The sequence below is a fragment of the Faecalibacterium sp. i25-0019-C1 genome (assembly GCF_042854225.1).
GTDB lineage: Bacteria > Bacillota > Clostridia > Oscillospirales > Ruminococcaceae > Faecalibacterium > Faecalibacterium taiwanense.
In genome coordinates, this window is the sequence record NZ_AP031428.1 from 1,750,107 (window position 1) to 1,771,253 (window position 21,147).

26 protein-coding genes are annotated in these 21,147 nt (G+C 49.3%); 4 read left to right on the forward strand and 22 right to left on the reverse strand.

All coding sequences use genetic code 11. The features are described from left to right. Positions 1-39: 39 nt before the first annotated feature. The 5 genes from ACGHUK_RS08590 to ACGHUK_RS08610 all read right to left on the reverse strand — a co-directional run bounded on the left by ACGHUK_RS08590 (position 40) and on the right by ACGHUK_RS08610 (position 4,780). Complete coding sequence (locus tag ACGHUK_RS08590) at positions 40-789, reverse strand: amino acid ABC transporter ATP-binding protein (protein WP_005945732.1); 750 nt, start codon at positions 787-789, stop codon at positions 40-42. 6 nt (positions 790-795) lie between these two features. Further along, positions 796-1,470, reverse strand: coding sequence for an amino acid ABC transporter permease (locus ACGHUK_RS08595; RefSeq protein ID WP_005945729.1), 675 nt, complete (start codon positions 1,468-1,470; stop codon positions 796-798). Next, positions 1,451-2,110 carry an amino acid ABC transporter permease gene (locus tag ACGHUK_RS08600; RefSeq protein ID WP_005945726.1) on the reverse strand — a complete coding sequence of 220 codons (660 nt, stop codon included), beginning with the start codon at positions 2,108-2,110 and terminating at the stop codon, positions 1,451-1,453. The genes ACGHUK_RS08595 and ACGHUK_RS08600 overlap by 20 nt, the downstream gene beginning before the upstream one ends. 611 nt (positions 2,111-2,721) lie before the next feature. Further along, positions 2,722-4,038 carry a sensor histidine kinase gene (locus tag ACGHUK_RS08605; protein WP_294648679.1) on the reverse strand — a complete coding sequence of 439 codons (1,317 nt, stop codon included), beginning with the start codon at positions 4,036-4,038 and terminating at the stop codon, positions 2,722-2,724. A gap of 19 nt (positions 4,039-4,057) precedes the next feature. Then, complete coding sequence (locus ACGHUK_RS08610; protein ID WP_338428254.1) at positions 4,058-4,780, reverse strand: LytTR family DNA-binding domain-containing protein; 723 nt, start codon at positions 4,778-4,780, stop codon at positions 4,058-4,060. A gap of 325 nt (positions 4,781-5,105) precedes the next feature. Between ACGHUK_RS08610 and ACGHUK_RS08615 the strand changes: the two genes are divergently transcribed. Continuing rightward, complete coding sequence (locus ACGHUK_RS08615) at positions 5,106-5,393, forward strand: type II toxin-antitoxin system Phd/YefM family antitoxin (RefSeq protein WP_097775323.1); 288 nt, start codon at positions 5,106-5,108, stop codon at positions 5,391-5,393. After that, complete coding sequence (locus tag ACGHUK_RS08620; RefSeq protein ID WP_338428253.1) at positions 5,377-5,694, forward strand: type II toxin-antitoxin system RelE/ParE family toxin; 318 nt, start codon at positions 5,377-5,379, stop codon at positions 5,692-5,694. Before ACGHUK_RS08615 ends, ACGHUK_RS08620 begins: the two co-directional genes overlap by 17 nt. Positions 5,695-5,963: 269 nt before the next feature. On the opposite strand, the gene ACGHUK_RS08625 is transcribed toward ACGHUK_RS08620, so the two are convergent. The 17 genes from ACGHUK_RS08625 to ACGHUK_RS08705 form a co-directional block, all read right to left on the reverse strand. Continuing rightward, entirely contained in the window at positions 5,964-7,835 is a 1,872-nt protein-coding gene (locus tag ACGHUK_RS08625) for a recombinase family protein (RefSeq protein ID WP_390574036.1), read from the reverse strand. 105 nt (positions 7,836-7,940) lie between these two features. Next, positions 7,941-8,108, reverse strand: a complete 168-nt coding sequence (locus ACGHUK_RS08630; protein ID WP_083256431.1) for a transposon-encoded TnpW family protein — start codon at positions 8,106-8,108, stop codon at positions 7,941-7,943. A 395-nt stretch (positions 8,109-8,503) separates the two neighbouring features. Next, positions 8,504-8,737 carry a helix-turn-helix domain-containing protein gene (locus ACGHUK_RS08635; protein WP_069988586.1) on the reverse strand — a complete coding sequence of 78 codons (234 nt, stop codon included), beginning with the start codon at positions 8,735-8,737 and terminating at the stop codon, positions 8,504-8,506. 5 nt (positions 8,738-8,742) lie between these two features. Beyond that, positions 8,743-9,171 carry a sigma-70 family RNA polymerase sigma factor gene (locus tag ACGHUK_RS08640; protein WP_165450577.1) on the reverse strand — a complete coding sequence of 143 codons (429 nt, stop codon included), beginning with the start codon at positions 9,169-9,171 and terminating at the stop codon, positions 8,743-8,745. A 460-nt stretch (positions 9,172-9,631) separates the two neighbouring features. Further along, the gene (locus ACGHUK_RS08645; RefSeq protein WP_071431948.1) at positions 9,632-10,093 is read right to left on the reverse strand and encodes a hypothetical protein; all 462 of its coding nucleotides are present in this window, start codon (positions 10,091-10,093) and stop codon (positions 9,632-9,634) included. A gap of 7 nt (positions 10,094-10,100) precedes the next feature. Further along, positions 10,101-10,880, reverse strand: coding sequence for an ABC transporter permease (locus ACGHUK_RS08650; protein WP_071431950.1), 780 nt, complete (start codon positions 10,878-10,880; stop codon positions 10,101-10,103). A gap of 2 nt (positions 10,881-10,882) precedes the next feature. Beyond that, positions 10,883-11,668, reverse strand: coding sequence for an ABC transporter permease (locus ACGHUK_RS08655; RefSeq protein ID WP_390574039.1), 786 nt, complete (start codon positions 11,666-11,668; stop codon positions 10,883-10,885). Further along, the gene (locus tag ACGHUK_RS08660) at positions 11,661-12,587 is read right to left on the reverse strand and encodes an ABC transporter ATP-binding protein (RefSeq protein ID WP_071431954.1); all 927 of its coding nucleotides are present in this window, start codon (positions 12,585-12,587) and stop codon (positions 11,661-11,663) included. The genes ACGHUK_RS08655 and ACGHUK_RS08660 overlap by 8 nt, the downstream gene beginning before the upstream one ends. A 133-nt stretch (positions 12,588-12,720) precedes the next feature. Beyond that, on the reverse strand, positions 12,721-13,638 hold the full coding sequence (locus ACGHUK_RS08665; RefSeq protein ID WP_071431956.1) for a sensor histidine kinase KdpD: 918 nt from the start codon (positions 13,636-13,638) through the stop codon (positions 12,721-12,723). 5 nt (positions 13,639-13,643) lie between these two features. After that, positions 13,644-14,336 carry a response regulator transcription factor gene (locus ACGHUK_RS08670; RefSeq protein ID WP_195256522.1) on the reverse strand — a complete coding sequence of 231 codons (693 nt, stop codon included), beginning with the start codon at positions 14,334-14,336 and terminating at the stop codon, positions 13,644-13,646. After that, on the reverse strand, positions 14,329-14,517 hold the full coding sequence (locus ACGHUK_RS08675; protein ID WP_071431960.1) for a helix-turn-helix domain-containing protein: 189 nt from the start codon (positions 14,515-14,517) through the stop codon (positions 14,329-14,331). The genes ACGHUK_RS08670 and ACGHUK_RS08675 overlap by 8 nt, the downstream gene beginning before the upstream one ends. Before the next feature lie 305 nt (positions 14,518-14,822). Next, positions 14,823-15,059 carry a helix-turn-helix domain-containing protein gene (locus tag ACGHUK_RS08680; protein WP_071431962.1) on the reverse strand — a complete coding sequence of 79 codons (237 nt, stop codon included), beginning with the start codon at positions 15,057-15,059 and terminating at the stop codon, positions 14,823-14,825. Further along, a complete protein-coding gene (locus ACGHUK_RS08685; protein ID WP_390574042.1) occupies positions 15,056-15,487 on the reverse strand; it encodes an RNA polymerase sigma factor in 432 nt (143 codons plus the stop codon). The genes ACGHUK_RS08680 and ACGHUK_RS08685 overlap by 4 nt, the downstream gene beginning before the upstream one ends. Positions 15,488-15,972: 485 nt before the next feature. Then, entirely contained in the window at positions 15,973-16,158 is a 186-nt protein-coding gene (locus tag ACGHUK_RS08690; protein ID WP_076944477.1) for a cysteine-rich KTR domain-containing protein, read from the reverse strand. Positions 16,159-16,193: 35 nt separating this feature from the next. Beyond that, entirely contained in the window at positions 16,194-17,807 is a 1,614-nt protein-coding gene (locus tag ACGHUK_RS08695) for a hypothetical protein (protein WP_015528514.1), read from the reverse strand. Then, entirely contained in the window at positions 17,776-18,510 is a 735-nt protein-coding gene (locus tag ACGHUK_RS08700; protein ID WP_071431968.1) for an ABC transporter ATP-binding protein, read from the reverse strand. Before ACGHUK_RS08700 ends, ACGHUK_RS08695 begins: the two co-directional genes overlap by 32 nt. Before the next feature lie 86 nt (positions 18,511-18,596). After that, positions 18,597-18,728: a hypothetical protein gene (locus ACGHUK_RS08705; RefSeq protein ID WP_390574045.1), complete on the reverse strand. Its 132-nt coding sequence runs from the start codon at positions 18,726-18,728 to the stop codon at positions 18,597-18,599. Between the two features lie 57 nt (positions 18,729-18,785). On the opposite strand from ACGHUK_RS08705, the gene ACGHUK_RS08710 reads away from it, so the two are divergent. Both ACGHUK_RS08710 and ACGHUK_RS08715 read left to right on the forward strand, forming a co-directional pair. Beyond that, a complete protein-coding gene (locus ACGHUK_RS08710) occupies positions 18,786-20,672 on the forward strand; it encodes a recombinase family protein (RefSeq protein ID WP_330371220.1) in 1,887 nt (628 codons plus the stop codon). Beyond that, positions 20,669-21,013, forward strand: coding sequence for a TnpV protein (locus ACGHUK_RS08715; RefSeq protein WP_004845299.1), 345 nt, complete (start codon positions 20,669-20,671; stop codon positions 21,011-21,013). The genes ACGHUK_RS08710 and ACGHUK_RS08715 overlap by 4 nt, the downstream gene beginning before the upstream one ends. Positions 21,014-21,147 lie beyond the last annotated feature (134 nt).

The window sequence follows — 21,147 nt, forward strand, 5'->3', positions numbered from 1 at the left end:
GGCTGCGGAACACCCGCAGCCTTTATCTTGATCTGTGACTCATTTCACAGCATCAAACGTGAAGGTGCGCAGGAAGCGTTGCGCGCGCTCGGTCTTGGGCCGGTCAAAGAACTCGGCCGGTGCAGCTTCTTCCACGATCTTGCCGCCATCCAGAAAGATGACGCGGTTGGCAATGGCGCGGGCAAACTGCATTTCGTGGGTGACGATGATCATGGTCTTGCCCTGCTTGGCAAGATCCAGCATAACGTCCAGCACCTCGCGCACCATTTCCGGATCAAGGGCAGCGGTCACTTCGTCAAACAGAAGGATCTCCGGGTGCATACACAGTGCGCGCACGATGGCAACGCGCTGCTTCTGGCCGCCGGAAAGCTCCCGCGGGTAGCTGTTTTTCTTGGCAAGCAGGCCCACACGGTCCAGCAGAGCTTCGGCCTCCTGCTGCACTTCCGCTTTGGGGCGCTTCTGCACCTTAGTGGGTGCCAGAAGCACATTGTCCAGCACCGTCATGTGCGGGAACAGCTCGTAGCTCTGGAACACCATGCCGATGCGCTGGCGCAGCTGAGTCAGATTTTTACCGCCGTAGGCAACGGTCTCATTGCCCAGCCGCACCCGGCCGCTCTGGGTGGGCTCCAGACCATTCAGACAGCGCAGCAGGGTGCTTTTGCCGCAGCCCGAAGGGCCGACCACCACGATGACCTCGCCGGGCTTGACAGCAAAGCTGATATCATCCAGCACGGGGGTCTCGCCATAGGCCTTGATCAGATGTTCAACAGTCAAAATAGGTTCTGCCATGTACGGTCACTTCCATTTCTTTTCGAGATAGGATGCCAGCAGACTGATGGGCCAGCATACGAAGAAATATAACACGAAAACCGTGAGATAAATGCCAAACGCTGCGTTGGGGCTGGCGGTGCGGTTGGCCTCGATGATCTGCTGTGCTACCTTGATCACTTCCACCACACCGATCATCAGCACAAGGCTGGTGGTCTTGATCATGCGGGTGATCAGGTTGATGGACAGCGGGATCAGGCGGCGCACCGTCTGCGGAATGATGATGTACCAGTAGGTCTGCGCACGGCTCATGCCAAGGGCCTCGGCGCTCTCATACTGGTGCTTCGGAATGGCGATCAGCGCACCGCGCACAAGGTCGCTCATTTCTGCGGTGCCCCACAGCACAAACACGATGATGGATGCCGTCTCGCCGGAAAGGTTCCACCCAAAGGCACGGGTGGTGCCGAAGTAAACGAGGAACAGCAGCACCATCTGCGGCATGATGCGGACGAACTCCAGATAAAGCCGCAGGACCGCCTTGATAACGGGGTTGCGGGAGGTCATGAGCACGCCCAGCAGGATACCCAGCGGCAGGCTGATGATCACCGAGACGGCACTGATTTTGAGTGCAACGCCAAGGCCGCCCAGCAGGCGGGCCATGTTTTTGCCCTTGAACAGGACATCAAGACCCAAATCCAGCATAGCGCAGCCTCCTTTCGATCAGGCTGCCCACAATGGACACCGGCAGCAGAATGATAAGGTAAAACACCACCAGCAGGAACAGACATTCGATGGTTTTGGAGTACATGCCGATCAGATCCTTTGCCGTGAACATCAGGTCCATCAGGCTGATGGCGCTGAACACGCTGGTCTCCTTGAGCAGGAAGATCACATTTGCCATGAAAGCCGGCATACTGGTGGACATGGCCTGCGGCAGAATGATGTAGCGCATGGTCTGCCAGCGGTTCATGCCAAGGCTGTAGGCACTCTCGGTCTGGATGGGCTCAATGGCTTCCAGACCGCTGCGGAACGCTTCGGCCATGTAGCTGCCGCCCAGAAACGCCAGACCGGCAATGCCGCAGATCTCGGCATTGGTGCGGATGCCCACCTTGGGCAGGCCATAATAAATGAAGAACAGCTGCACCAGCAGCGGTGTGTTGCGGGACAGCTGGATGTAAACACCCACGATCTGCCGCAGAACGGGCACCTTGTCATACTGGATCACTGCGCAGGCAAGGCCAATGATGATGGCAAAAATGATACCTGCAACGCCCAGCCGCACGGTAAGTACAGCGGCCTTCTGGTAGAGCGGCAAATATTGCTGGATCGCATTCCAGTCCATTGCCGGATTCCTCCCTTGTATCCTGATTTGCGGGTCAAAACAAAACGCCCGGAAGCTCCCTCTTCAAGTAAGCTCCCAGGCGGTCAGCGACAGATCCTTCTGCGTGTTCCCACACAGAATATGCAGATATGCTCACACGGCATACCATACTGCAGGGCGGCCGGTCCGGGAAGCGTTTGCGGTACAACAACACATTGCGCAACAACACATCATAGCCGTTTCCTCCCTGAATGATCTCAATTTTCGGATTTGCTCGACCCGATGCACGTAGTTTACACCCTATTACCCATTATGTCAATATGATTATGGGACTTCTTTCGATTCTTTGCTCATTCAGCCTAAAATCATCTCATTCTATGTGTAAATTTTATTCATTTTTCAACTTGACCGTATGCGTCGTGCGGACAGCAAAAAGCCCTCCCGTCGGGGGAGGGCCGGGCCGGATAAAGATTTTTTAGGAAAGTTTAAGAAACAGCCGGTTTTGCTTTCTGCTGCCATATGCTCCCCTCCTGCCTTTTCTTTTGTAAATAAGTATCATGATCTCCCGGGAAAAGTGCAATCAAAAGGCACCGGCTTGTGCAAAAAAGCCGGTGCCTTGGGGCAGGAATATTTTACAGGTTCAGCAGCACATTAGCCCGGAAAACGTTGCCGCTCGTTTCCACCGTCAGATTGCCGTGATACCTGTGCACGGCAGTTTCGACGGAAACAAGGCCGATGCCCTGTCCGTCATGCTTGGTGGAGTGCAGAACGCCGCCCTGCTTTTTCAGCACGCCATCGTAGCGGTTCTCCACCATCAGGCCCATCATGGCCGGGCTGAGCATCCGGGCCAGCACCTTGACCTGCCGTTCTTCCGGCGGCAGCTTCTGGCTGGCATGGAGCGCATTTTCCAGCAGGTTGCCAAGAATGGTGCACAGGTCGGCCTCCGGCAGGGGCAGGAGCTTGGGCAGTTCCAGCTTCCATTCGATCTGGATGCCCTGTTTCCGGGCCTCGTAGTCGTAGTGGCCGGCAAGCGCATCCACCGCAGCGTTGACGCACAGGGTGGGTCTGGCATCGCTGAGTTCGCTCTCGTACTGGCTCAGGTAGCTTTTCAGTTCATCCAGCCGCCCGGCCTCGGTCAGGCCGGAGATCACATGCAGGTGCTGGCGGAAATCGTGCCGCAGGTGGCGGGTCTGTTCCAGATAGCTGCGCAGCTCCATATAGCGGCGGGACTCCACGGCCAACAGCTGGTTTTCGCGGTCCAGCTGGGAGCTGCGGGCATACTCCTTTGCCACGCGGTACATCTCGTACAGCAGCAGAAAGATGCCCAGCAGCGAGATGCTCACTGCCAGCACCGCGATGATGCGGATGCGGTTCATCAGGATGACGCCGATCTCCTTCGGCATACAGAACACCAGAAACGCCGCGTACAGTGCCGGCAGCGGCCATGCCGACTCCCAGAAGGCTTCGCCGTGGTACTCCTGCAGCAGCCACCGGCTCCAGCGCACTGCCGTAAAACGGAAGATGGCGCTGAGTATCACCGAGAGGGTCAGGCAGATGACCGAGGTGCTGGGCAGAAACACCGGCTGTGCATTGTCCAGCTCAGCTTCCGCGTTCAGCACAATGGCAAGCAGGGTGCACACAGACATCATCACTGCCGACACGGAGAACAGAAACATGGTCTGGCTGATCGATACTTCCCGGTCGGTGCGCCAGCGCAGCAGCCAGAAGCTGATGATGAGCAGCGGGATGAGCAGGAAGTTCGTTTCTATGTCCAGCATGCAGCACACCGCTGCGCCAGCCAGACCCATCAGTGTGATCGCCGACGCACCGATGGCATAGGTTTTACGCGGTGCACGCAAGTGCTCCTGCAGCGAGGCAAGGCAGAGGTATTCTGCCGGATACATCATTGCAAATTCCAGAAAAAAACGTCCAAACAATGCAAAATTCACAAGCGCTCTCCTTTCCGGGTCAGAATTCCCGCTGCATACCACGGAACTGGTACTGCGTAAATTGGGCAAGCAGACTGTTTTTGTCCTTCTGCCGCACCGGCAGATGAGTCCCATCCAGCATTTCAATGCAGTCGCCCTCAAACCGCAGCACCTTGGACATGTTGATGATCACGCCGCGGTTGCACACCAGAAATTCCGGCTGAGTCTGAAGCTGTTCCTGCACCTGTGCAAAATTTGCCGTGGCCCGGCACTCGCCGTCATCCGTGACCACACGCACATAATGGTTCTGTGCCGTAGCATAGTAGATCTTGGTCAGCGGCAGCCGCACGATCTGCCGGGCAATGCGCACCTCCAGCTCCGGCTGCTGGCGGCACAGCACCCGCCGCAGCTCCCCTGCCAGCTGCTCAAACTTTTCTTCCTTATAAGGCTTGAGCAGATAATCGAATGGATGTACCGGAAAGGCATCCCACACGTACTCCGGCGAGGATGTCACAAACACGATCAGCAGGTCCGGGTCGGCCGCACGCAGCCGCTGCGCCGTCTCAATGCCATTGGTGCCCTCCATGCAGATGTCCAGAAACACCACCTGATACCCTTCGCGCCAGCCGGCCCGCAAAAATTCATCTCCGCTGGCAAAACAGCTGCAGGATATGTTCTCATTTTCAAATGCCTTTTTCAGCAGCTGTTTCAACCGTTCGGCATCCGGCTTGCTGTCTTCTACGATCGCCGTCCGCAGGTTCATAGCTGCACCCCCTGTTCCTTCTGCTTCCCTGTTTTTTTATATTATAGCACAAGTTCTGCCTTCCGTGGTCTGCCATTCGCGCACAAAACAGCCCGTTTCACGCAGGTTGCGGCAGTGGGCAGAAATTTTTTTGTGTTTTCCTGCTGCAATGCAAAACAAAAAAGGCACCACACAATGTGTGATGCCTTTCTGATCTGGTGGAGAATACCGGGATCGAACCGGAGAACGAAGTGACAGCTGTTCGCATTGACTTCATTGCACAATATGGATATAATATAATCAGAATTTTACTATTATAGATCGTTCAGGAGCAGGAGGTGCTTTTATGAATATCCGTCCATCTGCAGCGATTCGTCAGAACTACAACGAGATCGCCGATCTGTGCAGAGAAACCGCTGAGCCGATTTTTCTCACCAAAAACGGCGAGGGTGACTTGGTCGTCATGGACATCGAAACCTACAACCGCCGTGAAAAAATGCTGAAGCTCCGCGAAGAGCTGCTTTCCGTGGAAGAGGACCGGATGCGTGGAAGCGAGGGCTATTCGATTGACGAGGTCACTTCCATGATGCGCAGTGCGATCAAGGAGGCCGCCGGACATGGAGCAGCAAAATAAATACCGTGTGATCGTGTCAGCACGGGCTGCTCAGATGCTGGTGTCCCACGCCGCATTTCTGGCACAGGTCAACCCTGCAGCAGCAGAGCGGCTTACAGTGGAATTTGAAAAGGCTGCAAAATCTCTGGAGCAGATGCCGCAGCGCTGCCCATGGCTCAAAGGCGAATACATTCCTAAAAATGCTTACCGATTTATCTTGTTTGAAAAACGCTATCTGCTTATCTTCCAGATCGTAGATCATACGGTTTATGCAGATCATGTGGTAGATTGCAGACAGGATTACGGCTGGCTCATCCGATGATCAACAAAGGCGGTGGCTTTCCCTTTTGTGGGAAGCTCCCGCCTTTTTCTGCGTCTGTATAAAAAGAAAAGCACCATACTTCCTACGAAGTACAGTGCTTTTTGGGTGGAGAATACCGGGCCAATTCTGATCACGGTGACCCTCTTGCAGTCCATGCACGGCGCTCCCCTGGGTGAGCTAAGCCCTCACTCGTTTGGCAACAACAAAAAAGGCACCACACAAAGGCGTGGTTCCGTAAGAAAACATTTATGTGAGAGAATCGGCGTAGTTTAGGCTACGCCGGTTTTCTTTTCTTTTTGGGCTGCTTGGGATTGATCCCTTGCTTCCTCAAAATCAAATGCACCAATGAAGTTGTAGACGATCTCAATTTCTCTGACCTTAATGCGTGGCTCGTTCTCGTCCGGCGTGTAAACCTCGGAGACATAAATTTTATCCACAAACTCCCGGAGAATGGAAGCGTCAAGCTGCTGCATATCGGTGTACTTTCTGACCGCTGCAATGAACTGTCTGACGTTGACTTTCTGCTTCTCCTGCTCCTTGACTTCCTGCCGCAGATGTTCGACAAGATTTGTAAGGTTGGTCTGTTCCAGCTCATAGTCACGGGACAGTTTGATGAAACGCTCGTCGGAGAGCTTGCCGGAAATGTTATCCTCATACAGTCGCTTGATGATAACATCCAGCTCGGCAATCCGCTTTTGCGATTGCGCCAGAGAGTCTTTCTTTTGTGCCAGCTCCTTATCCCGTTCCCGCAGGCTTTGATCTGCGGCCCGCTGCACGAAGTCGTCCTCATACTGCGTCACATACTGAATGGCTTCTCGCAGGTTTCGCAGCACGATTTCTTCAAGGACAACGCGCCGGATAGAATGGGTCGAACATAAAGTGCGGTCTTTACGGTAAGTTGAGCAAAGGTAATATTCCTGTTCAGGTTTGAAGTGATTGGCTCTGCACAAGTACATCTTTCCGCCGCAATCCGCACAGAACAGCAGGCCGGAGAACATACCCATGTCGCCCATCTTAGTGGGACGGCGGCGGCCTTGTCGGATTTTCTGGACGATCAGAAACACGCTTTCCTCAATAATAGGTTCCTGTGTGTTCTCAAAGATCACCCAATCCGCCGGATCATTCCACAATACTTTCTTGCTCTTGAACGATTGCTTAGAAGTTTTGAAGTTGACCGTATGGCCCAAATAGTCAAGGCGTTCCAAAATATGCACTACCGTCTTTGTTGCCCATTTATAAGGGTCAGTTGGCCGTTTAGATGTTGTCGGCAAGTCGTTTTCGTAGCAGTAAGCAACAGGCGAAAGAACTTTATTTTCTTGGAGCCATTTTGCAATTTGCGTCGGCCCCATGCCGTCCATGCACAGTGCAAAAATCTTCTGGACAACGGCGGCAGCTTCTTCATCCACGATCCACCGCTTCTTGTTCTCCGGGTCTTTCTTGTACCCATAAGGCGGGATAGTGGTGAGGTGTTCGCCGGAGCGTCCTTTGGATTGCCACGTTGCCCGGATTTTCTTGCTGGTGTCCTTGGCGTACATTTCATTGAATACGTTGCGGATGGCGGTAAACTCGCTGTCCCCGCGCACACTGTCCACACCGTCATTGACGGCAATAAAGTGGACGCCGTACTCTGGAAACAGCATTTCCGTATACATTCCGACTTGCAGATAGTTACGCCCGAACCGGCTCATATCCTTAACGACAACGCGCTTGATCTTGCCCGCCTTGATGTCGGCAAGCATCCGCTGGAATCCGGGCCGGTTGAAGTTGGTTCCCGAATATCCGTCGTCCTCGTCGTAGTGGCGGATGGCGGTATAGCCGTGATCCCGGCAATACTTTTCCAAAATCCGCTTCTGATTGCTGATACTGTTGCTCTCGCCGTCCAGCTTATCTTCTTGGGAAAGACGCTCATAGCAGGCGGTAATGCCCTCGGCTTCCTCCTGCGGCTGGCTGTGGACATAGAATTGCAGCACCGTGTTTTGGATAGCCGTCTTGGTTTCCTCGCTCAACGGCGCGTCATTGGATACGCGCTGAAAGGAAGTGACTGGCTGTTGGTACATTTGATTGTCAAGGTTCAAAGTAGTATCGTTATTCCGTGTCGCACGGGGGTTCCGTGCAATCACCATTTCCGGCTGTTTGCTCATAAGTTCCTCCTATTCCGCAGCCGGAAAACGAGGCATGATACAAGTATATTATACCATATCATGTCCCATCCGTCTGCTTGTAGGAAATGAAAAAATCTTTAATTTTTAAGTGGCTGCCTTGCTCAAATCGTTTTGGAGCAGCCGACGGATTTTCTTGACTGCGGTTTCTTTCGCGCCGTCTTTGACGGTCGCTTTCACAATATATCGAACGCCTCCGATCTCGTACTGACGTACAACGGGGGCGGTCTGGTTCTGACTTGTTACTGTACTCATACAGTAATCCCCCTTTCGCTTACATTGGTGTAAAACGAAATGGGCAGTACGGACGGCTGCTGGCACAGCTCCACGGGAATCTCACCCCGGCCCATGCTGATGGGTGCGCCGCGCAATGCTTTGAGGGCGTTCAACGCGGGAGTATCATTGTCCTGCCTGTACGTCGTCGCCCACAAGTTGCCACACTTGTTTTACAGCCCAGTTTGATCGCTCCGCTTTTTCCTATGGAAAAGCCTCATGGCGCACCTGCCGCACGGCTCGGCACAGACAGAATGTGTCCGTTTGCCCTATGATGCGCCGCTATATACGGGCATATTTTTCAAAGAACTGTGACGCCACAGACCTTTTGCTGGCGGGGAAAGGGTAAGCCGCTGCATCCAGCCGGGCGATTATCGTTAAACCTTAACGATAGCTTGGATCAACCTGATTTCTAAGCACCGTTTCATGTACTCGTCCACGCACAAATGAGGATAGCCGTCCTCGTCATAGAGCGTCCGGGTACACAGACAATTCATGTAATTGTCATAGTACCGAAGCAACCGTTCTACGGCTTGGGGATCGCCTGCACGGGCGGACACATACACTGAAAGGGGCAAAGGCTCTTTGCCTTTGTAGGCAGGTTCTTTCATCCGCGTCAACCTCCTTCCGGCATGAGCGCCATCAATTTTACACGCAACTCTTTCAGTGTCTTTGTCCTGTGGCGCTGGACGGCGCTGCGGGACATCCCTGTGAGGCTGGCGATCTCGCCATCTGCCATATCCAGTACGCAGTACAGGATCAAAATACTTTGTTCCTGTTGCGGCAGGTTGGCAAAAGCGTCGGCCACAAGCTCGTTGTCGATATGTAAATCGTACCCATGAGAGCTAAACACAAAGCTGTCGCTGGGATAGCGGTCTACGGTGCAGAGCTTGTCCAACTCATGCTGCGGCAGGTCGCTGAACATCGTTTCACGATCTCTTTGACGCTTCATATTCCGCAGATAAGCCCGTGCCTCATTCTTCAACACTTTTTTGCAAAAGGCATCGAACTGGCCTTGTCCATAGTCGCGGGGGATAGCTTCCATCATTTTCACCCCCTTTCTGTTGGGGGATTGGGTGGTTCTCTCCCTTTCCGCTACTACTAATCCTGCGATACCCTTTGCTGCCCGCTGAACGCCTCCTTTTTGGACTTTTTTTGGAAAAACTTCCAGAGCAAATATGAAACCGCAGGAAACGACAAAATTCGCCCGGCAGGTCGTAGACCCACCGGGCGAAAATTAAATTGATATGAAGTTTCCTTACATAGTATAGTTCATACTGCTGGCCGGAGCTGCCCCCTGTTGGGTACAGGCTTTTTTTAAGAAGTTATGCTTTTGAAAAACAGGACATATCAGCATGGCGGCTTCCTCCGTGGGCCGCCGATCCTGTGCCGGGCAAAGAAAAGCGGCGGCCTTGATTTCTCAAAGCCGCCGCTGGTTTTATAGGCGTGTCAAAAGGGCTGCTGTACGACGGCTTTTTTTCTTTTTGCCGTCGTCCGGCAGATTGTTATTCAATATTCAGTTCGATGTTTCCAGTAAAGTCCTCACACGCAATGCCGATATAATTTCCACCATCAGGAAGTGTAATTGTGTCACTATAAGTTCCGGTTGTTTCAATCAAAGTGACCGCTTCATCCGATCCAGAAGTCCAAAATACTTTTGCAGTACCTTCCGTAACCTCCAAAGTGCAATCAATAGACAGCTCCTTACCGGCTTCTCTCTTTATGGAAGTTCCTCCGAACAAATACTCTGTATCTGAAAAATTCTCATAATCAGCCGTATAAGTTCCCGTGTAATCATCAATCCCTTTTTCTTTTGTTCCCTCCAAAGATAACTTTCCTGTAAGCTCTATGGCCCCAGCCGACTGAATGATGTTATTATAATGATCGAGAATTTCATCTTTTGAACAGCCAGACAGCATAAAACTTCCCACAAGAATAAGTGCTAATGCTAAAACTATTTTCTTCATAAAATTATCACCAACCTTTCTTTGGTGCTGCCTTTTTAGTCTTTTTCTTTGTTTGGGTTGCTTCTCGCTCGTTCATGCACAAAATCAAGATGGCAGAAATAACGACGGCAAGCACAAGACTGCAAGAACAGGTTCCGATATTCCAGTTGACTGCGGCATCATAGCTGCGGTAGCCTACCATTCCAAGACTTGCGGTAATTGGATAGAAGTTTGCTAATGTCATATTTCCTGCGGCAAACATCCCTCCGTATCCGTAAACAAAAGCAATGATTACACCGACTAAAAAGCTGCCTGCTCTCCGACAAGTAAGAGCGATAATTGGCAGAACCGCAAGATATAAAAAGAAATTAACTGCGGTAATCTGCAAGGTTGCTTTTAGTGCCAAGGAAATCTCAAAGCCGGGAAATCCTACAATTATTTCCGCTATGATTGTAAACAGACTGCATATCAGCCCAAAAATAACAGACAATACGCCGCACACAATCAGTTTTCCGATCAGCAGTTTCTTAAAAGAGATTGGCACAGTCAGAATATTTTTCAATGTGTCATCCGTCTGCTCACGAGAAATCATATATCCGGCAATCAGGCTGATACACATTGGAAAAATCATGGACATATTATTTTTGATGACCTGTTCTGTAAGATAGGCGAAATCCCAAACAGAACCATCATTCGCCATAGAGGTAAACAAGGTCAGCAGGACGGATAGGAGCATGAGCGCAACGCCCGCCCAAAGGATATGATACCTTTTCAATTTATAAAATTCTGTTTTTACAATGCGAACCATGTTTATTCCCCCCTTTGCTTATATAGTCTGTCAATCAGTAAGAACGAAACGATTGCCATGACCCCAAGAATGAGTACAACTTGAAATGTTGAAGGAATTAGCCCAGTCATTTGCTCCAAGTCCATTTTTATACCATGGGCCGCCATATCTCCCGCACTCCAAAATGTAGTCAATGGCGTGGGCAGAAGCCATAATATGGTTTTAGGCAGTGTGTCAAACAATGCCGTAGCACTCATGTTCAGAACGCTATAAAAGACGCACAGCAAAATGGAAAAAACATAGGTCTTACTAAAAAAGACAACAAGAACAATCAACGGGAGTGTTCCCGCCGTAATGAAAATTCCTGTTTCAACCGCTAAAAACAACTTATAGCCTATTCCATAAACTTCCAATGTTCCGAATCCGCAGATAATTGTTACAACGGTAGAAGCAACACAAAAAACAATTCCAAAGAGAAACAGGACAATAATCTTTGCAAGTACCATTTGCGTGCTGGTTACGGGAATTGTACGCAGATTTTTGAATGTATCGTTGTCGCGTTCCATAAAAAACAGAATAGCGGCAATCACTCCGATAATGCAGGGCAGTAAAAACTGGATACCATATCCCAACACCATGTTAAATAGTCCATCGAAAGCATCTGCCCGATCCGTATATCGCTCCATCATAGAGGGCGTTGTCATCAGATAAGTCAGCGGGATTGGAAACAGGAACGCAGCCAAAATAATCAGCGGAATAAATTTCTTCCGTTTCAATTTCAAAAATTCGCATTTGATTAGTTTAAGCAATTCCTTCGCCCCCTGTCACACGCTTGAAGTAATCTTCAAGACTTTCTTCACAGGTATGCGCCTCCGATACCTCCAATCCGTTTTCTACAAAGGCAGTTACAATTTTCCCCACAGGCAGATCAAGGTTGTGCAGGCGCAGATTGTGGTCGTCCTGTATGGAAAAATGGTTTTCATGGAAAGTACGTTCCAAAATTCTTGCTGCCTGTGCAGTATCAGAGAGCGTAAACCGGATATGCTTACTGCTTTTTTGCTCCAACTCAGCAAGGCTTTCTTCTTCCAGCAATGCGCCGTGGTCGATAATTCCAATATCGTCAGCCAGCAAGGAAATCTCCGAAAGAATGTGACTGGAAATCAAAATGGTTTTTCCTCTTGCGTCGCAAAGTTCCCGAATGAAGGAGCGTACTTCTGCAATACCGATAGGATCAAGACCGTTGATCGGCTCATCCAAAATCAAAAGTTCCGGATCGTGCATAACAGCAAGGGCGATGGCAAGCCGCTGCTTCATACCAAGAGAATACTGTGAAAAGAGCTTTTTATCTTTGTAGGGCAGTCCCACCAAATCCAGAGCGTCTTTGATGGCATGATTGTTTGGCACGCCCCGCAGGGTAGCAAAGATACGCAGGTTCTCTGTGCCGGTCAGATTGGGATAAAAACCGGGGGACTCAATTAGGCTGCCGATACGGGGCAACAACTTCTTTTCGTTCCCCTGCAAAGATTTCCCCCAGATTTTGACCTCCCCGGAAGTCGGCTTCGTTAATCCCAACAGCATTTTCATGGTAGTGGTTTTTCCGGCTCCGTTGCGACCCAGCAGGCCATAAATTCTCCCGCGCTTCACATGGATATTTAAGTCAGCCACACTCTTTTGTGAGCCGTATTGCTTCGTCAGATTTTTTGTTTCAATGATATAATTTGTATCCATATTCAAAACCTCCTGTTCTGTAAAGTATTCTATCACTCCAACCTTGCATTAACCTTGCCGCAACCTTGCATTAACCATGCAATTTGAACCCGGCAAAATGACAAAGGTTCCCGCCATAAAGACGGGAACCCGCTTAAATCTCCAAAGGAAAATGCAACATAAATGTAGTTCCTTTTCCCGGAAAACTTTCAACCGTTATGCTTCCACCCATCTTTTCTACAAGCTGATGGACAATAGAAAGACCAAGACCGCTGCCTTTTTCAGACCGGCCTTTATCACACTTATAAAGCCGTTCAAATATGTGCTTCAAATCTTCTTTCTCAATTCCCACGCCATTATCCGCCAGCAGCAGTTCCATGTTATTTCCCTTCATTGATAGGGCGATTTTGATTTTGTCCGCATGGCTGTGAGCGATTACATTTTGAATGAGGTTATTGATGATCCTCATATAGCTGTCCATATCCAATCTTACCCGAACTGGCTGTTCAGGAATATCAATATCATAATCAACCTGTTTATCCTCAAAAATAGGTATCCAGTCAATCAGGATATTTCTTGTCAGCTCCGCGACCTCAACGCTCTGGATTTCCAAAGCGAACTCGTTGGAATTTAACTTGAACCAGTCAAAAAGCACATCAATGTATTCTTTCAGATCGTGGGCTTTCCGGCGGGCGGTTTCGATATAATCATCCCGGTCTTTTCCTGTGACAATCCCCTTATGTGCAGCATCCAGATACCCGATCAGAGTGGTAAGGGGCGTCCGAACATCGTGGGAAAGGCTCGTCATAAGCTGGCGGTTGGTTTCTTCTGCCTGCCGTACAGTCGAAAGTCTGCTTTCATAGGCCACAACAATCTCATTGATTTGATAGGCAAGAGGGGCTACCAGTTCATTTGTTGCAGACAAGATGCGCCGATTACCATTTCCATTTTTTACATCCATCAGAGCATCGGTCATTTCTGCTATTTGCTTTTTTATGCGCCGAACGAGGATGATGGAAGTCAGCACAGCCAAAACAGCAATTAAAATGGAAAAGAAAATGATGATCTCCATACTGGCTAAACCTCCTTATTAAAGCGGTAGCCAATCCCTTTGACCGTCTGGATATACTTTGGACTGGAAGGATTGACTTCCAACTTTTTACGAAGTCGGCTGATGATCGCCATAATGTTGCTATCATCATAGAAATATTCTTCGCCCCATACTTCCTCATAAATCTGCTGTTTGGTCAAAATTTTCCCTTGATGTTTTGCACAGTATAGGAGCAGATCAAATTCCTTTGGCGGAAGTTCAAAAGTGCCATTTGCCGTCGTAACAGAACGATTTTCAAGGTCAATCTGCAATCCGTCAAAATCCAGTTTTTGTGTGGTTCCGGCTTGCTGATTAAAACGAGTGTAGCGGCGAATGAGGGAAACAATACGAGCAATTAGTTCATCCATATCAAACGGTTTTGTCAGATAATCGTCCGCCCCAGCCCGTAAGCCCCGCACTTTAGAAATACTGTCATTTTTGGATGTGAACATCAAAATCGGCAAGCTATTCTCTTTACGGATTTCTTCCAGCGTTTCAAAGCCATCCATACCGGGCATCATCACATCCAGCACCACAAGCTGATACTCCTGCTCTTTTAATTTCTGCAAGCCCTCTTTTCCGGCAGTACAAAAATCGGCTTCTATATTTTCCGATTGTACGCTGCGCTTAATCAAAGCACACAGTTCTCTGTCATCATCTATAATCAAAATTTTATTCATAGCGTAGTTCTCTCCCTTGTTTTGTCCGACCATCAATCGGCTTCTCCGCAGTTTTGGGGATCAGCCAAACACCAGCCATTTTGACAGCACCGGGGATGCGTCCGTCGGTGCAGTAATAATTTATCTGTCGGGACGAAACGCCCCATTTTTCGCTTGCCTCTTTGAGCGTCATGTAATCCATGTTCACACCTCCGACAATCTATTCCATTATATTTCATTTACTCGAAGAATACAAGGAACAGAATATGAATTATAGAGTGTAGAGGTGTCACAAACGATATGCTGAACACGAGAGCTGAAAAGCCCCTCCTGTCTACGCATTTAGGGTACAAAAAGCTCACGAAAATCAAGGCTTTCTGGCGGTGGTCGGTGGGGGGACAAAATGATTTATCAAACACTTGCCGGAACAGGCTTTGAAATGCGTAGAATAAACCCATAGGAAAACGCCGGGCGCAGGGCCAGCAGGCCGCCGCGTCCGGCGCTTTCTTATGGGCTGTTCAGGATGGCCCGGATTAGTCTGCTTTGCAATCGGCGCTTCATGTACTCGTCCACCCGCACATGGGGCGTACCATCCAGATCGTAGAGCGTCCGGGTACAGAGCTTGTCCATGTAGCCCTCATAGTACCGTAAGACACGCTCCACGGCCAGAGGATCACCGGCGCGGGCCGCCTCGATCACAGACAGGGGCAACAGCTCCCGCCCACAGAAAGTCGGCTGCTTCATTTCGGTTTCCTCCTTTCATCCTCCAATCGTTTCCGCAATTCGTTCAGGGCCTTGGTGCGGTGCCGCTGGACGGCGCTGCGGGACATTCCCACAAGACTGCCGATCTCGCCGTCTGCCAGTTCCAACACGCAATGTAGGATCAAAATGCCTTGCTCCTGTTCCGGCAGACTGGCAAAGGCAGCGGCCACCAGTTCGTCCCGGATATGCAAGGTATAGCCATAGGCCGTGAATAGGAAGCTGTCGCTTGGGTATCCGTCCACTGTGCAGAGCTTGTCCATTTCTTGCTGCGATAAGGCGCTGAACTCGGTTTCCCGGTTCCGCTGGCGGCCCAAATCCCGCAGGTGGGTTCTGGCCTCGTTGCGGAGAACAGTTTTGCAGAAAGCGTCAAACCGGCAGCGTTCTCCATAACCATCAGGAGTGTACTTCATCTTCTCACCCCCGATCTGCGGGAGAATGAGAAGCCGGGGCCGGTTGCGTCGCCCCCTGTGTCTATGTTGCTGCGGCAGCTTCGGCCCGCACCGAAAAACCGCAGGAATCGACAAAATTCGCCCGGCAGGTCGTAGACCCACCGGGCGAATATGAAAGTGTTATGATGTTTTCTTACATAGTATAGTTCATACTGCTGGCCGGAGCTGACCCCTGTTGGGTACAGGCTTTTTTTAATAAGCTATGCTTTTGAAAAACAGGACATATCAGCATGGCGGCTCCCTCCGTGGGCCGCCGATCCTGCGCCGGGCAAAGGAAAGCGGCGGCCTTGATTTCTCAAAACCGCCGCTGGGATTTGTAAAGTGAGCGCACGAAAGTAACCTGCCCGGCAACGGTTTTTTTCTTTCCCCGTTGGGCGGGGCAGGCTGTTGTCGCTTATTGAGATAAAAAAGGAGCCGATAACCACAAGGGGATCAGACCTTGTGTGTTATTGGCTCTGCGTCTGTGCGTCTGGCTCTTTGATAACAGATATATTCAGTTGTCGTGCGGAGATCAATGTTTCATGCTTGCATTTGGGACAGTACAATGGGAAGTTTTCAAGAACTGTATCTTCTCGTATTCGTACCCTTGTTTTAGAGCCGCAGACTGGACACAATATCCATTTCTGTATCATTACTTTGCACCTTTTTGCAATGAATAAATAGCGTTCTATAATTCTTGATATAAGTGCTGACCTTTTTTGTCCACCCACGCCACCATTGTTAAAAGCAGCAATAGAATAATTGCACAGGCAAGCCAACTCCCCATAAACAAGGCGCTTGGGAAAAATCTCAACAGCAGATATGCCGTTCCACAGGTAACTACAACTCCGATCAAGGCCGTCAAAATTGCTGGTAGACTTTGCTTGATAATATGGGTGACATTCTCCCATTCAAAATTTGGGAAAATGAGATTTAAGATGTAGCCTATCATTCCGATCAGCACCGAACATAGCAAAGGAAAAGCATACCCCAGCATAGCTTTAGGGAAAGACCATTGCAAATACAATGCCATAATGGTATTCAAAACAAAAATGGTCGGTACAGACATTGAGAGATGGTGTAGCAGCTTTACTCGAAAGAGGCACTTTGCCGCAATGGGTAAGGATTTCAGTATTTCAATCTGTTTTCCCTCGATGGAAATGCTGACATAGGTTGTGCAGGATATTGTTGTCAAGATAGAAAAAGCATATATGAACAGCACATCATAATCAGCAAAAGGCACCTGAAAATATTCGGCCAACTGATAAATGTATGGCGTGATCTTATCCGACATTAAAACAACCAGCAGAACAAAGACCGCAGCAAAAAGCAATCCGCAGGCAGTATTGGTTAGATATACTGGAAGCGAAAAATAACGTGTGCGCTCTCTTTCTAAAAGAGCAGATACCGGGCTGTGCTGTTTCGTGGTTTGTTTGTTCCAATCGACGGGCTGACTTTTTGAGCCTTGTATCGCGTCATTGCTATACCAGTTACGAAATATTTTGATTAGACCATAGAGCAGAGTAACGCCTATCAGGAATACCCCACCGAAGTATATGCCTATCAACAGATAGTCCCCGTTAAGCAATCGGTGAATATACTGGCCTGCATAAAGTGTAAAAGTCGAGGTAGAAATAACATCCCCAAAATTTCCAGCAGCTATATCTGGGAATTTGCAGAACATGAAGATCATAAACGCAAACAAAATCAGGATAGCCGCCGCTGCCTTTAGTCGGGCAATACGAGCAGAGGAATTTTTCAAGATGCGGTAAATCTGTGTTCCGAACATTGTTCCCAAAAGGCCGGGAATGACAGGAAAGAGAATTGTTATTCCAAGCACAATTAGATAAAACGGAAATCCCATACCTGCGGTTAGGCCAAACAGCACCATCATAGGAAGCAGCAGCGCCACAGTAAGAGCGACTTCTACCATAAACAGGACAGTCAATTTGGAGAGTATCAATGTACGCAGCGGAATTGGAAGTGCAAGCACACTGTCAATATTAGTATCACTAAGGAGCAGACCACTTCCCCAAAAAATACTAATCGCAATATTAAGGATCACGCAGATCAGAACCATAGGAACAACAAGTTCTGTCACTACTTCCTCCAACGACCACGCAATAGAATAAATGATTTTCAAGGAGTAAATCAGGTATGCAAGCAATCCCATTAGGATCATGGCTATAAGCATATACAAAGTGATCGTTTTTGTGCGGTTCTTTGTATCTGCATATCGAAGCTGATTGGCATGAGATAGCTGCAAAAGATTATTCCTTAGTAGGGGTAACAGAAATTTCATCGCCATTCATCTCCATAAATACTTCTTCCAAACCCTTTGTCCCAACGATTTCTGTCGTCCTGCCGGAATACAGTAATTGTCCATGCTTAATAACGGACACTTTATTGCACACCTTTTCTACCACATCAAGAATATGGCTTGAAAACAGAACGGAATTTCCACTTGCACAGAGTTCTTTCATCTGCTCTTTCAGGATCACAAATGCTTCCGGGTCTAATCCAACGAAAGGTTCATCCAATATCAGCAGTTTAGGCGTGTGCGAAAAGGCGGCAATCAGCGCAAGTTTCTGTTTCATGCCGTGGGAGTAAGAGGAAATCAAGTTATTCAAATGCGGCCCCATCTGAAAAGCTGAGGCCAATTTCTCGAAGTTTTGTTTCCGCATCTTGGACGGTACTTCGTAAATATCACAGATAAAGTTGAGATACTGCAATCCAGTCATATACTCGTCAAGCTGGGGATTATCTGGCACATACGCCATCTTCCGCTTACAAGCCATCGGTTCTTTGAGGACAGAAGTTCCATCCAAAAGGATTTCTCCCTCGTCGATGCCGATGATACCTAAACAGGCTTTCAATGTTGTGGTTTTGCCAGCTCCATTCTTTCCGATGAAGCCCATTATGTCGCCATCTTCCACGACAAAACTAAGGTTGCTTACAGCCTTTTTCGCACCGTAGCTTTTGGATAAGTTCTTGATTTGTAACATAGCATTCCTTGCCTTTATTTAGAAAAAATTCAAAATGACATTCAAAAAAATAACCGTTCCGCCACCAAAGTTCTTGTTGGGGCAATTCACTTCATCCCCAAATAGATCATGATGCCCGTTGCTACGAATGCAACAACAGCCATGATATAGTACATATACGGCTTTGCATTCTCTTTCTGGCTGACGGTGTTGTATGCTCTAAAAGACTTCTTAATCAAGCAGTTGGGAAGTCTCTTAGAACACACAACCTAAAACCGAAGAAAGGAGCGCAAGTTATGAGAAAAAACGAGAAAATCACAGCTCTGTACGAACGATTGAGCCGTGATGACTTCGGCAAAGACGATGACCAACAGCGTGAGAGCAATTCCATTTCCAATCAAAAGGCTATGTTGGAGGAGTTCGCCGCACGGCAGGGCTTTACGAACATTGTCCATTTCACGGATGATGGTATTAGCGGCACTTGCTTTGATCGTCCCGGATTTTTGGCAATGATGAAAGAAGTGGAAGCCGGGAATGTGGAGTACCTGTGTATCAAGGACATGAGCCGCATGGGTCGTGACTATCTGAAAGTCGGTCAGATTATGGAAATCCTGCGTCAGCGTGGCGTGCGACTTATCGCCATCAATGACGGCGTGGATAGTGCCAGAGGTGACGATGATTTTACCCCTTTCCGCAACATTATGAACGAGTATTACGCCAGAGACACCAGCCGAAAAATCCGTTCCACTTTCCAGTCCAAAGGCAAGTCCGGCAAGCACCTCACAGGCACGGTCATTTACGGCTATCTCTGGAACGAAGCAAGAGACCAATGGTTGGTTGACCCCGAAGCCGCAGAGGTGGTCAAGCGTATCTTTGCCATGACGATTGAAGGCTACGGTCCGTATCAGATCGCCAGCAAACTGAAATCGGAAAAGGTGCTTATTCCGTCCGCTTACCTTGCCCAGCACGGCGAGGGCGTGAACAAAAACAAGACTTTCAAAGATGTGTACGGCTGGGGTTCTTCCACCATCTGCAACATTCTTGAAAAGCGTGAATATCTGGGACACACCATCAATTTCAAGACCCGAAAGCACTTCAAGGACAAGAAAAGCCATTATGTCCCGGAGGACGAATGGACGATTTTTGAGAATACGCACGAAGCCATTATTGACCAGCAGACCTTTGACCTTGTGCAGAAAATCCGTGGGAATGTCAGACGCTACCCGGACGGCTGGGGCGAAGCAGCTCCCCTCACGGGCTTACTCTATTGCGCCGATTGCGGCGGCAAGATGTATGTCCACCGCACCAACAACGGCAAGCGCATTTCTCAATACACCTGCTCACAGTACACCAAAGTTCCTTGCGGAACGCTCTGCAAGACCCAGCACCGTATCAATGAAGATGTGGTACTGTCCCTTGTCTCTGAAATGCTGAAATCCATTGCCGAGTATGCGAAGCATGACAGAGCCGAGTTTGTCCGTGTGGTGCAGGAAGCGCAGTCCAGCCAGCAGACCACAGAGGTCAGGAAACAGCGGACACGCCTTGCCACAGCAAAGCAGAGAGTTTCCGAGCTGGAAGTCCTGCTCTGCAAAATCTACGAGGACAACATTTTAGGAAAGCTGTCCGACAGCAGATACGCCACTCTGGACGCTCAATATGAAAAGGAGCAGACCGAGCTTACCGCCGAAATCTCTGTTCTGGAAAAGGCTGTCAAGAGCTATGAGAAGCACGAAAAGGACGCTGACCGTTTTATCGCTCTGATTGACAAGTACGAGAACTTCGACAAGCTGACCATTGCTATGCTCAACGAGTTTATCGAGAAAATCCTTGTGCATGAGCGTGACCGCAAAGGCAGTATACAGACCACACAGGAGGTCGAGATTTACTTCAATTTTGTCGGGCGTTTCGTTCCCCCAGCGTTTGGAGAAGTGGAGCTTACTCCGGAGGAATTAGAGGAAATCCGCAAGCGTGAGGAACGCAAGGACAGGCTTCATCAGAACTACTTGAAGCGGAAAGCCAGCGGAGCGCAGAAGCGATACGAGGACAAAATCAAGGGGAGAAAAAAGGCAGAAATCGAAGCCAAGAAAGCCGCTATTCGTGCGGAGGATATTGCAAAGGGAGTGTTCGTCCCTGTCAGCAGTTTACCGCAGAGAGAGCCGATGAAAGGAGTACAAACAGCATGAATATCACTTATACACAGAACGGCGATTATCTTATCCCGAACATCGTTATCCGCAAGACCAAGCCCCTCGGACACTACGGCAGACTTCGCAAGGCGTATCTGGAAATGCACCGTCCGATACTGTTCAATGAGCTGGTGCTATCCGACAAGCTCTTTGAGCATTGCGCCGAGATTGACGAAGCGGCACGAAACCGCATGGAGCTGATCGTGCGGTCACTGGCAGAGCAAAACGGCGTGACCGAGCAACTAAAAGCCAAAAACCAAATGGAATGGGTGCGGCAGATGAACGCTTGCAAGGCACAGGCAGAGGAGATTGTGAAAGCGGAATTGATTTATGATTGAGCGAGGAAGTCCGGGCAGAAAACTGTTCGGACTTTTCTCATGTAGTCCAAAGTTGCGGTAGAATTGTTCACGAGTTTTATGGTACAATTTATGCGAATAAAGAAAACGGAAAATTAGAATCTAACAAGAGAATG